Consider the following 12,697-nt stretch of genomic DNA (forward strand, 5'->3'; position numbering starts at 1 on the left):
ATCATATAGTTCTCTATTTTCTATAGGAATTGAAGTAAGAATCTTCGCAATTAAATTAACTTGAAGGGTCTTTTTATTAATTAAAAATGTGGCATAATTGGGGTGACAGTTATGAATTGCGGCTAAATAGTATGGAACTGAATATCCCCAACTATATTGATTTCGAATCGAAGAGATACATTCATCAATAATCTCAAGTAGGTAGCTTATATCATAAACTTCTCCCAAATTAGAATTAATATATTCAGCTATTAGCTCAGTGTTTAAATTCCCTGCTCCCCGCCCCATGCCATAAACAGAAGAATCAATAAATATTGTTCTTTTAGCATGAAGAGAAACTAATTCCTGAGAATTCGAAAAAGACAATTGTAAATTGTTGTGCGAATGGAAACCGATTTTAATTTCAGGATTTAAATTATAGTCAATAAGATAATACATCCTGTGAACGTCGTTTTTAGTCATTGTACCTAATGTATCAACAATATAGAAGGAATATGGATTTAGTTCGTTCACCATGTGGATTAATGATAATAATTCTTCATCCGAGTAGCTTGTTGTTCCAACTGGTTGCACAAACACCTTATAGCCCTTACGTTTGACTTGTTTACAAAACTCCAATGCGTCTAGCATTTCTTCCAAATGGAAAGTAATCCTAATACCGCTGATTGATCTACCATCAAAAATTTTAAGATTATTGATATCTAGCTCACCAAACCGAGTCATTGCTACAAATTCTGTGTTACCTCTGTTCTCTGGGATAAACTGTTCAATTTGATCCACGCTGTTGAATAAACTGCAGTTGATATCATACTTTTCAAAATCTTCCAGGAAGCCACATTCAATATAATCCATCCCAGATTTAGTCAAGTTATTAATAATTGTTTTTATATTGCTAGATTCAAAATTCCAATTGTTAATATAACCACCGTCGCGTAAAGTACAATCAAGAATTTTTATATTATTCATAACTAAGTTGCCGCCATTCTTTCGTTTATAATTGCCACTACTTTTTCAAGATCCTTAGGAGTATCGACCGAAAGAGATTCTGATTTATTAACTTCTACAAACGTAATCTTAATACCGTTCTCTAAAAACCTCAATTCATTAATATCTTCGATTTTTTCAAGTGGTCCCTTGTTTGTTTCACTGAAAAATCTCAATGCTTTTAAATTGTAGGCTAACACGCCAAGATGTTTTTTATATTTGAAATCTAAACTCGCTTTAGGGTAAGGAATCGGACTCCTAGACATAAACAAACCTTCACTATTAATATCGGAAACAACTTTAATATTTGTAAAGTCAACCACTTCACTTGCTTCTGTTATTTCAGTTATCAAATTAGATACAAAGTATTCCTTATTAAAAAACTCCTTATCATCTGGTATTATTCTTTCGATTAGAAATGGATCAATTAACGGCTCATCACCGTTTATAACAACATATAGATCAGCTTCTTTTTGCAAAGCAACCTCATAAACTCTTTCTGTACTTGTGCTATGAGTTGGAGATGTCATGTGAACTTCCATGTTGTATTTTTCACAGACATTTAAAATCTGTTCATTATCTGTGGCAATTATAACTGCATCAAAAGCTTTCACTTTTTTCACTTGATTGTAAACCCACCAAATCATTGGTTTCCCACAAATTTCAGCTAAAGGTTTACCTATAAATCGAGATGAATGGTATCTTGCCGGTATTATAGCTAGTTTCTTCACAGAAAACCTCCAGTTTACTTTAATCTTACATTTTATTTTCGATTTTAGAAGCTAGCTCTTTATTTAGTTTAATATAATGTAGCAATCTTTTCTCAGTAGCCTCCAATATTCCTTCCAATACTTTTATTCTTAGCTCATCTTGAGTTTTTTTCTCTACACCTAAAGAAATTCCAGTATTATCCAATTCCCTTTTGAATTCACTTTCTGTTATCATCTTTTTCACCTCTTCATTTTTTGTATAGATATATATAGTTTCAGACTCTAAATCTTGATAAATGTCTTTAGCATTTGCTGTTTTATTAATAGTAATGGGAATCATATCAAGCAGTAACTTTTTTGACTCTAATGAATAAAACCAATAATCCTCATGGGAGTTTAAAAATAATAAAACAGAGTTGGAATCTAACTTTTTAATACATTTAATTATGTCAATATTCTCATTCACATCCCAATCATGTTTATCAAGCACTACAATACAATTATTTGATATATCATTTATATTAGATAATTCATATAAACTTCGATTATATAAATTCAAATCAGAATAATTGATTAAGTTTTTCATAATTGCTTCATTGACCCCATACGAATAAATCTTACGATTTGAATAGCTAAGAAGATCCAAAAATTTCAGAGCAGTATAGTAACGATGAATTTTCTTAAATTCGTTCTCAAAGTTATTATCAAAAATTATTTTCCTCTCGAATTGATCCCCAATATTATTTATTGCTGTAGAACTCACAGTTAACGCAGCTTTTGGAGGGTTTTTGAAAGCATAAGGTAGTAATTCTGCAGGGAATTTCCCCTTTAGTGATACACTCTCAGGAAATAACAAATTGTAATACATCAGATCGTCCGGATGCAATTTGAAAATCACTTTGTAATCTAAAGAAAAATAATCAACCAGTAATTGGTAAATTAAAATCTGATCCTCGAATGACATTATACCTAGATTAGCAAAGTGTTGTGTTAATATGAGCATAGAATTCTCATCAAAATTTATATGGTCAACACCAAAGAAGTTTAATACAATTTCTAGCTCGTTAGGAAGTAATAATTCCAGACTTTTTACAATATCTATGTGAACAGCTTTTGAATCCTTAAATCCTGGAAGTTGAACCTGAAGATTACAATATTTCTCCAAAATCAGTTCATTATCACCGTTATAGAGACCAAAACTCTCACTTATTTCATGCTTTGCGAGAAAAAGTTTCTTCTCAATGTTCATTAATATTTCCGGCCTACTTAATAATCCACTGGCATCCTCCATAAATATAAAATTCTTTTTTATATTTATTAGATAAATACCGAAAAAACTATGTGCACAACTCACGAAAATATGATCCAAATCATCCAGATTTATTTTTTCTTTTTCAAAAAATCTTGTGAAGTAATCATTAGTATTATCTAACAAATCTAATTTTTCTTGTCCCTTAATTTCATGGCTATGATATACAACAACTTCATCAAAAAATAAAGAATACATCTTGGAGTGGATAGGAAACTTTTCAATTAAGAAATTCGTAGTCAATAGTATAGCTTTCTTAGATTTGTGATAAAGTAATTTGTGCACCATTGATTGTAATAATTGATAAGAACTAATTGCATGATATAAAATCATTGAATCACTCATTTCTTTATAAATTCACTTTGTTTAAGATATCCCCTATAGTTTCAGTACGTTGATTCGTATAGTCAGCTCCAACACCTCTTGAAAATGCAGTTTCACTAAAAAATCTTCTAAAGAATTCCACGTTTCTAGTTACCATCCTAAAAGGTAGATAGGCATCATACCCAGGAATATTATACATATAACTGTGGTTTTCAAAAAACTCGTTGTACATTGTTGAGAAGTCCATGATGCCTTGATGTATTTTCTTAATCACATCATAGTTTTCGACTTCAGGTATATCGAATTCAAAATTACTGTTGACATCAAAACCAGCAAAAGAAGGATAGCATGCCTGTGTAAACAACTCAAAGTATACATTGTTAGTGTTTTTGTTAGTGTTCAAATGCGAATCAAACAATTCCCTATTATAAAACCGAGAAAACATGTAAGTTTCTGTTTGATTTTTCATTAATTCATTTATATTAGCAGCTCTACTCCAACTAGCGCTTGCTGCGACCAAGCTCTTCACTTCGCAGTTCATTTTCCATTTTTCTTCTACTAAATGCTTTATGCCCATTGCTCCGGTTCCTAGCCATCCAACGTCAATAACAGCAACTTTTTTACTTTCCCCAATAACATTTATAAAGTAATCCTCAAGAACTTCATTCTCGCCCATATATCTTTCTATAACAACATTCCAATTTTCTATCAATAAATTTTCAAGTTGTTTTACGTTTCCCTTATTAATTATCTCCTCTTTCCTCAAACCAAAATCAAGAAGTCTTTTTTCGAGAGTAGATAAGTTGAGGGATTTAAGCAGATCCTCTACAGTAATATCTATAACATTTATTGCCTTATGAGTTATCATTCTTGTCAAAAAATCGTCCCTGTTAACATCCGCCGTATACTTCGTATTTGCAATTCTGGACCAGAATACATATTCATTCGGAACATCGTTAAACAAGTTATTGAAAACTTTCTGATATATATCTCCATCTCTTGATAAGAATAATACTTTGTCTACTTTATTTTTTTTGACGTATTCATGAATCCAATTACAATATCCAAACACATATAAACCACCGTAGATAAATCCATACTCGTAATACGGGTCATATTCCTTTATACCATTATGCAAATGAGCATTAACAATGCCTGCATAAGCAGAACCCACTAAGTCAGACATACCCTCTGTTCTATATTGCCGTCCAGCATCATTAACATTCTTATAGTAAATTGCGTCAATACCAACCTTTTGCGCACTTTCAATATCAGGTACATAGTTGTCACCAATATGGACAACTTTATTAAAATCACCAATTTTTTTAAGAGCAATTTTATACAAATTTGTATCTCTTTTGCTACAGTTATAATCACAAGATACAAATACTTCTTCAAAACCGATGTATCCACATTTGTTTAGTATCTTCCTAATCATACTTTCATGAAGATACATATCTGATGTCGCAATGATCCTTTTTCCTTGAGCCCTTAATATATTAAAAACCCGAAGCATATAAGGATTGGCAAAACATAAATCAATTTCAGTCTCTAACTCTATTTGAACTCCATAATCTTTATTAATTCCCGTCCTTTTTTCAATGATTTCGTAAATATCGAATATAGTTACTTCTCTATTTCCTTTTAAGACTGCTGCATTATCCCTAGCTTGAACTTCAGCATTTATACGTATATTACTGAAATCAAGATAGTTATGCTTTTCGCCTAAGATCATGAACAGAGCCCTAGGATCGTCCAATGGCCGGAGTACTAAAGTGTCAAATATATCAAAAGAGATAACATCATAGCTCAAGAGATCTCTTGCAAATATATGAGGTGGCTTACGTTTAAGCAGGTTTGATTCTGCTCCTTGGAGATATGGAAGTCTTACTCTTTTTTCTGGTAACTTGTGGAGTGTGACCTCAGAGGGTATTTTTAATAAGCGGTGCTTAAAATTAAGGTTACCAAGATACAACCATGACTTCAGCCTGTGTTTCCTATGAAGCTCCTCATTATTCCATCTATACTGTTGATATTCTTGCAAAATATGTGGATTTCTTTCAACTGCATAGTAGAACATTTTATCCTTAATTTTTTTTATCACCTTGACCACTTCCTTAATTTTCTCGAAATATATTTATATACCTTACCAGGATTTCGTATTCCTTTTATGATTCTTTCTCTTATAAACCAATCAAACTTGTAAAACACTTCAAAATGTACTTGTATTCTTCCCTTTTTCACGTCTTCTACGCTTCCATATACTATAAGGGCATTCTTCCACAGGTTTTTTCCAGCATCCAGATTAAACTGCCGTTTATGATTAACATAATGTTTTAAATTAACAGAAGTCACAAATGATTGTGTATCTTGGGTGTCTCCTATTCCAACCGAAGTTGATAAATGACTAAATTCCATAAGATCGTCATAGTCTTTCCTATTTATAAATTCAAAATAGTCGTTAAGGCATTCGCTCACTTCAATATTTTTTATATATGGATAATATTTTTTATATAAATCTGTCGCTTTAATAATACCTTTCTCAATTTGAACTAGATGATTTTGGGATTTATCTTCTTGCTTAAAGCGAGGAATTATTATTCCCTCATTGTCTTCAAGTTTAATTAAGGAACCCTGCGGGGCAGAGAAAATAAATTCAAACATCATTACATTATCCATTATCGTTTTTTGGTATTCTCTTGGCTTTCCTAGTTTAAAGGCGTAACCTTCAACGTTACTTTTGATATCGGCATAAACATTGTCAGTAGTGCCCAAATAATATCCCACTACCTTTTTTCCTGTGATATCCTTTATGGCTTTATGAGTCGAACCTCTCCAGCCAATATCTACTATATTAATTTCCTCAAAATCCAAAACTTTATTTTGGTTAAGATATTTAATTAATATCTCTTTTTCCCTCTCGAATATCCTGATTACTTCGGGGTAAAGTCTATCTAAAAGTTTTTTCATTTTCTCTCGCTGCATTTCACTTTTGATCTCATCTTTAATACTAGAGAAGCCATACTCATATATGAGAACTGAGTATTTGTCTATATCTAATCCAATATTATTAAATATTTCGTCCAAAGTTATTTTTTGACCAAGTGCTGGGTTAAAAGCAGTTAGCAAATCTAGTGCGTCTTGCCGATTCATATTTAGAATATTTGGGAGTTGATAGACACGCCTTGAAGCATGTAAGTACTTTCCTGGTGGGAGATCTAAAATAACATCCCTCAATTTTTCGTAAATTTTATAAGGTATATATCCATCTCTTGATAAAAAATGAAGATTGTCCAGATCATTTTTTTGAACATTTCTTATCAACCAATTGGTGAATCCCCAAAATATAGATGATACAGTATATATGCCGAATTTTTCCCAATAATCGATTTTTCCGGAGGTTCCTACTTCATTGATTTGTATTGCCTTCATAATTGAATACTCAATACTATATGAACCTCGGACAATGTTCCTTTCTCTTAATGCCTTATAATAATAAGTATTAATTCCAAAATTCATCGCAACTTTACAATCCGAAATATAATTATCCCCAATATGCAACCAAGATTTTTTATCTATATCACCCATTTCATATATGTAATGGTATAGACTACCTGTACCTTTGCACTTCTCTACTTCATTAGATACAAATAATTTAAAATCCTTATATCCGAGATTAACGAGTAGCTCATAAATAAAAGTTTGAGGGAGATACATGTCAGAAATAAAGTAAAGTGATTTCCCCTTGGAAAGGGCATAATTGTATATTTTTTTCATCATTGAATTAGCAATAGTGAATTCTGTTTCTGTATCTAACTCTATTTTTTTTATATATTCCAAGTCTACATTTTTCACATATGTCTTGAGTTTTAAATAAATCTCATCAATTGAAATATCCTCTTTTGAAGACGCGATTCGCGCTGCTTCCTCTGATTTGATTCTCAATTCTTTGAAATTGTTAAAGACTATTCCTTCTCCTGATATTTTTCTTTGAACAATTTCAAATATATCAATAGGATAAAGTACATTCCTTAATACAGCAGTATCGTAAACATCAAAGGAAACCGTTTGATGCTGATCAACTAGATTATATAATACTTTCATTTCCTCTTCCAAATTCGTATTCATTATATCGTTCCCCCAAAGCACATTAAGTTTTTATATAAAACCCAGTGCTCGTCTGTCTAATTAAATATTTCATTAGATCGTTCTCGAACGCTTGCCTTCCGGACCACTCATGTACTTTTTGTAATTCTCACAAACTAGTGAGGAATCCCCGTACTCTCTTATTTCTCCATTTTGAAGCCAAACGACCTTTTCTGTCAGTTCCTGAATTTGATCCAAACTATGTGATACCAGCAGTACAGTTTTACCACTATTAATCATTTCTTTCATCTTTGCTGTACTTTTATCTCTAAAATTTTGGTCACCAACACCCAGAATTTCATCTACAATAAGAATATCCGGATTGATCTGGGTAGCCACAGCAAATCCTAGTCGTGCACGCATTCCTGATGAATAGTTTTTAACGGGTACATTAATAAATTCACCTAAATCGGCATATTCAATTATCTCATTAAATTTTTCATCTAAAAACTTCTTGTTTCTTCCTAGTATTGCGCCATTCAAATATATATTTCTCGTTCCTGTAAGGTCTGGATCAAAACCAGCACCTAGCTCTAATAAGGGAGCAATAGTCCCATCTACAATAATTCTTCCTGATGTAGGTTTTATAACTCCAGATATCAGTTTCAATAGAGTACTTTTCCCAGCACCATTGTGACCTATGATTCCTAGACGTTCACCTTTTTTCACTTCTAAGTTCAAGGTCTTTACCGCATGGAATTCTTTGTACTTTATTTTTCTTTTTACAAATTTGACAAAGAACTCTTTAAAACTGTCAATCTTCTCTTCAGTCAGTTTGTAAGTCATTGTTACATTTTCAATTTTTATTGATAGTTCCTCCATGTCATCACCCTATACATGCAATATAAATTTATGTTGATTCTTTTCAAAAACGAAAAGTCCAATTACTAAACTTAAAACTCCAGCAACAAAACAATACACTATATTATCCAATTCAATAGGTTGTCCGTAATAAACGATTTGTCTAAATCCACTGATAAATTGATAGATCGGATTCAGTTCCAGTATAAATCTGTATTTTTCCGGAACAATATCTGCTGGATAAAAAATTGCTGAAAAATACATTAGAGTCATGACAAACACACCATAAAGATGTTCAACATCTCTGAAAAAGATTGTTATTGTTGAGAGCATTAAGCTTACACCCGTCGTGAAAATTAAAAGTAATACCAGATATAACGGTACATAAATAAAATTAATGGTTACATCTGTCCCTGTGATAAACATAACAACCAGTAAATCGATCAGTGATATTAAAAAAATTATAAATTCTGCCAAGACTTTAGAAATTGTAATCAAATATTTGGGAATATAAACTTTTTTTATAAGGTCAGAAGAATCCACGATAGACTTCATGGTTCCATTAGTGGCTGTTGAAAAAAATTCAAAAACTAACCTAGCGGAAATCATATATAGCGGAAAATTGTCAATTTGATTCCCAAATAAAGACGAAAAAATCAAAGTAAGTATAACCATCTGCAGCAAGGGATTAAGGAGGCTCCAGAATATGCCTAGTATTGATCCCCTGTACTTTTTACTAATGTGGTTACGGGTTAGTAATGCTAGAAGATAGTTATACTTTTTAAAATTATGAAAGTAAACTGAATATTTATCCATATTCCCACCTTATAAAAATCGTATTTTAGAATGGAGAATCCAACGTGGAATTAGCCTCAACAAATCGAATTGTGCTAAACTATTGTCGTATCTATAAAAAAAGGAGAATCATATCTTGTCGAATCCAGTATACGGAAAACAAAATAAGACCTCGAGTAAAGAATCAATCGACTCACCTTTATCATTATTACGGCTCTTAACCATAGGGCTCTCCTTACTTTTACTCTGGTCTACTTTCCAAGTTGCGTTATTCAATGGACAATTACTTCAATTTGAGGGCCCCATTTATTGGGCAGTAGCAATTACGGCTGTACTATTTATAATTTGGACAGCTGTCTATTGTAAGCGAATCGAGTTGAAAACTCAGCAAGACTGGCTTAAGTTCGCCGTTATTTTACTTCCCCTTACCTACCTAGTGTCACTTATTAGTGCAGCATCTGATTATTTGGCTGTAAATATGGTCCTAGTCCAATGTATTTACGCCATGATCTTTATAATGGCTATGTATATGCTCAAAAATCACAAAATTAATCATATCATACAATCTTCCTTAATAGGAATTGCATATATAATTGTCGGATTTGGTCTATTGAATTGGTTTGGTGCATTCAGCTTCGCCGGCAAGCTGGTTGGATGGTTCTCTTCAGGTATAGTCAATGGAGTTTACAACCAGGCGATCTGGAATGATGCCAACGGTCCGCGGCTTGCTTCCGTATTCCAGTACCCGAATACATACGCAGCGTTCTTGATGGCTTTTCTGTTCATTAGCATCTTTAGCCTGATCCGTACAAAAAAGGTTTACATGCAGTTGGTCCATGGCTTCATGCTTGTTCCCATCTTGCTATCCCTGTTGCTTACACTATCGCGGACAGGACTTGTAATGATGCCAATTGTGTTCGTGATCATCCTGTTATTACTTAAACCAGCAAAACAAATCTTATGGTTCATTTATCTTGCCATTTCGGGAATTGGTACGATTGCCATCCTGAACCCGGTCAGTACCGCTGGGCTCGAATTACAACAACAGTTCTCTACTGGACTTGCAACTAAGGGTTGGATCTATCTGATTGCCGCATCCCTCGTTGTGGCATTCATCATCTGGTTGATCCAACGTTGGCTCGCTACCAAGATGGAGATGAAACTACAAACCTGGGGTAAACGCAAAGGCTCAAGCCTCTGGATCCCGCTTGGCTCAGCACTACTTGCCATTATTGCAGCAGTACTTCTGTTAGGTACCAGCGTTCGCAACATTTTGCCGGACAGCATCAGTACGCGTCTTGAAAACATCAACTTCCAACAGCACAGTGTTCTGGAACGACTCACTTTCTACAAAGATGCCGCCAAGGTTATTGCAGACTATCCTTTGATTGGTGCTGGCGGTGGCGCTTGGACTGCACTATACGAAAAATATCAAAACAATCCTTATGTAAGTGCCCAAGCACATAACTTCTTCATGCAGTATCTCGTAGAAGTCGGATTCATCGGATTTATCACTTTCATGGCATTTATTCTCTACATCTTCTATCAATACGTTCGCAGCTACTTGCGAAGAGATGAAAGCGAAAGAGAGTCTCATTTTATATTTTTCATTTTGTCTATGACTATTCTGGTACTGAGTCTACTCGATTTCAATATGAGTTATGTTTTCATCGGCATGCTGGTGTTTATCGGATTTGGAGGTATGGCAGCCGCAATTGAACCACGGCCTGTTAAACGTTTGAAGATAAGCCCATCTGCTGCACGAGGGATCTATACCGCGATCGCCGGAGTATTAATCATCGTACTATTGATCGTATCCGTCCGCTTCTTGCAAGCAAATCAATATGCGAATACAGCTAAAGAAGTAGCACAAACTAGCCAATCTTTTGAAGAGATTAAAGCTGCATTGGATAAAGACTTGGCCATACGTAGTACACACTCTGACTCTCTCTTGACGCTATCTGCTCTGTATCAGCAAGGTTTCGAGCAAACGCAAGATGATCAGTTCTATATTGCTGGCTTAGATCTTTTGCAAAAAGGACTACAAGCAGAACCGTACAATAAAAGTATGGTTAAACAGCTAATCCAACTTTATGAGCTTAAAGGCGATAGTGAACAAGCCTATGCTCTCCAAAAAGAGTATGCTACCAACTATATCTGGGATATGGATTGGTATGAGACGCTAATTAGCCGTTCGTTCGATCTCGGATATCAGGCACTGGGACAAGGCGATACAGCTAAGAAAGAATCCTACTTCACATCAGGTCTGGATGCTTTCCAGCATGTTGTTGATGGCGTAGAACATCTTAAGACTCTCCCTGAAGGGCAGCTTCAAGGACAGCCATTCGAGCTTACTCCAACAATGATTCTGAATGCAGGAAAAATGAAATACATGTCAAACGATTCTGCCGAAGCTGTAACGATTCTTAAGGGTGGAATTGCAGAGGATTTGAGCGATGCTACCAACCGTGAAATTGCTCGTTGGTATCTTGCGGCTCTGACGAAAGACGGACAACAAGATCAAGCGGTCTATGATAAGCTCATTGCTGTTGCACCTAATGAAGCTGACGAGATTAAACAGATTGCTGAACTGAACTTCTAACAAAAAAAGTGTCCTAGTGAGTCTATTAATAATATTTCAAACTAAAAAAGGTTTGCCCAGATGGGCAAACCTTTTTTTTCTCTAATCCTTTAGAAGTTAAGCTAATTCGACGACACGATCTTCTTCAAGTAATCAAGCAAATCATCCCTAAGATCCGGGCGCTGAAGCGCATAATGAATGGTCGTTTCAATAAAGCCTAGCTTCTCACCTACGTCATGGCGCAGACCATCAAAATGATAGGCAAGAATCTGTCGCTGATCGTTCAAGCGGGATAAGGCATCCGTTAACTGGATCTCTCCTCCGACACCGGCAGACTGCTGACCAAGAATATCAAAAATATCGGGTGTAAGAATATAACGTCCCATGATGGCTAGGTTTGAAGGTGCGTCTTCTGTCTTCGGTTTCTCGATTAAACGACGTGCACGGAATACACGATCATCGGTTGGAGAAACAACCTCTCCGTCCACAATTCCGTAACGGGATACTTCGCTCCAGTCAACAGGTTGTACCCCTACAATTGGAGATTGCAGCTCATCATAGACTTCCATCATCTGCCCCAAACAAGGTTGCTTGGATTCCACGATGTCATCCCCGAGAAGAACAGCAAACGGTTCGTTCCCGATAAACTTGCGGGCGCACCAAATGGCATGGCCGAGGCCCTTGGGTTCTTTTTGCCGGATGTAGTGAATATCTGCCATCTCGGAGGGTTTGCGGACTTCGTTCAGCAAGTCCCACTTCTGTTTGCCTGCCAGATTCTGTTCCAGTTCAAATGAATAATCGAAGTGATCCTCAATGGCCCGCTTCCCTTTACCAGTAACGATAATGATATCTTCAATACCTGAAGCTACCGCTTCTTCGATAATGTACTGAATAGTCGGCTTGTCGACGATGGGCAGCATTTCCTTCGGCATGGCCTTGGTTGCAGGCAGAAACCGGGTACCCAGCCCGGCAGCCGGAATAATGGCTTTGCGGATTCGCAGCTGAACCCACTCCTTTGCTAGATAGAGTCATATTTTAATATATTTA

Annotated in this window: 9 protein-coding genes; 1 reads left to right on the forward strand and 8 read right to left on the reverse strand. The window is 35.0% G+C overall.

Features of this window, described 5'->3' with window-relative positions:
• The 7 genes from CHH60_RS14800 to CHH60_RS14830 form a co-directional block, all read right to left on the reverse strand.
• On the reverse strand, nucleotides 1–966 hold a 966-nt coding region (locus CHH60_RS14800; protein ID WP_217989986.1), incomplete at its 3' end, for an aldolase catalytic domain-containing protein.
• Nucleotides 967–968: 2 nt separating this feature from the next.
• Nucleotides 969–1,715: a 3-deoxy-manno-octulosonate cytidylyltransferase gene (locus CHH60_RS14805; RefSeq protein WP_095359873.1), complete on the reverse strand. Its 747-nt coding sequence runs from the start codon at nucleotides 1,713–1,715 to the stop codon at nucleotides 969–971.
• A 25-nt stretch (nucleotides 1,716–1,740) separates the two neighbouring features.
• Nucleotides 1,741–3,201 (reverse strand): polysialyltransferase family glycosyltransferase, encoded by a 1,461-nt coding sequence (locus CHH60_RS14810; protein WP_217989987.1) that lies wholly within the window; start codon nucleotides 3,199–3,201, stop codon nucleotides 1,741–1,743.
• 151 nt (nucleotides 3,202–3,352) lie between these two features.
• Nucleotides 3,353–5,431, reverse strand: a complete 2,079-nt coding sequence (locus CHH60_RS14815) for an HAD family hydrolase (protein WP_095359875.1) — start codon at nucleotides 5,429–5,431, stop codon at nucleotides 3,353–3,355.
• The gene (locus tag CHH60_RS14820; protein ID WP_095359876.1) at nucleotides 5,428–7,455 is read right to left on the reverse strand and encodes a hypothetical protein; all 2,028 of its coding nucleotides are present in this window, start codon (nucleotides 7,453–7,455) and stop codon (nucleotides 5,428–5,430) included. Before CHH60_RS14820 ends, CHH60_RS14815 begins: the two co-directional genes overlap by 4 nt.
• A gap of 72 nt (nucleotides 7,456–7,527) precedes the next feature.
• Nucleotides 7,528–8,295, reverse strand: coding sequence for an ABC transporter ATP-binding protein (locus tag CHH60_RS14825; protein ID WP_095359877.1), 768 nt, complete (start codon nucleotides 8,293–8,295; stop codon nucleotides 7,528–7,530).
• Between the two features lie 9 nt (nucleotides 8,296–8,304).
• Nucleotides 8,305–9,090: an ABC transporter permease gene (locus CHH60_RS14830; protein WP_095359878.1), complete on the reverse strand. Its 786-nt coding sequence runs from the start codon at nucleotides 9,088–9,090 to the stop codon at nucleotides 8,305–8,307.
• Nucleotides 9,091–9,679: 589 nt separating this feature from the next.
• On the opposite strand from CHH60_RS14830, the gene CHH60_RS14835 reads away from it, so the two are divergent.
• A complete protein-coding gene (locus CHH60_RS14835) occupies nucleotides 9,680–11,671 on the forward strand; it encodes an O-antigen ligase family protein (protein ID WP_369680184.1) in 1,992 nt (663 codons plus the stop codon).
• 101 nt (nucleotides 11,672–11,772) lie between these two features.
• Here CHH60_RS14835 and galU read toward each other — a convergent pair whose 3' ends face one another.
• Nucleotides 11,773–12,651, reverse strand: coding sequence for a UTP--glucose-1-phosphate uridylyltransferase GalU (galU, locus tag CHH60_RS14840; protein WP_095359880.1), 879 nt, complete (start codon nucleotides 12,649–12,651; stop codon nucleotides 11,773–11,775).
• Nucleotides 12,652–12,697: the final 46 nt, after the last annotated feature.

The sequence above is a fragment of the Paenibacillus sp. 7523-1 genome (genome assembly GCF_002276415.1).
GTDB classification, from domain to species: Bacteria; Bacillota; Bacilli; order Paenibacillales; family Paenibacillaceae; genus Paenibacillus; species Paenibacillus illinoisensis_A.

What these genes read in the sequence shown, in the direction of transcription:
- CHH60_RS14810 (WP_217989987.1), bottom strand. Translation starts at nt 3,201, where the DNA reads ATGTATTCTTTATTTTTTGATGAAGTTGTTGTATATCATAGCCATGAA.
- CHH60_RS14820 (WP_095359876.1), bottom strand. Translation starts at nt 7,455, where the DNA reads ATGAATACGAATTTGGAAGAGGAAATGAAAGTATTATATAATCTAGTT.
- CHH60_RS14825 (WP_095359877.1), bottom strand. Translation starts at nt 8,295, where the DNA reads ATGGAGGAACTATCAATAAAAATTGAAAATGTAACAATGACTTACAAA.
- CHH60_RS14830 (WP_095359878.1), bottom strand. Translation starts at nt 9,090, where the DNA reads ATGGATAAATATTCAGTTTACTTTCATAATTTTAAAAAGTATAACTAT.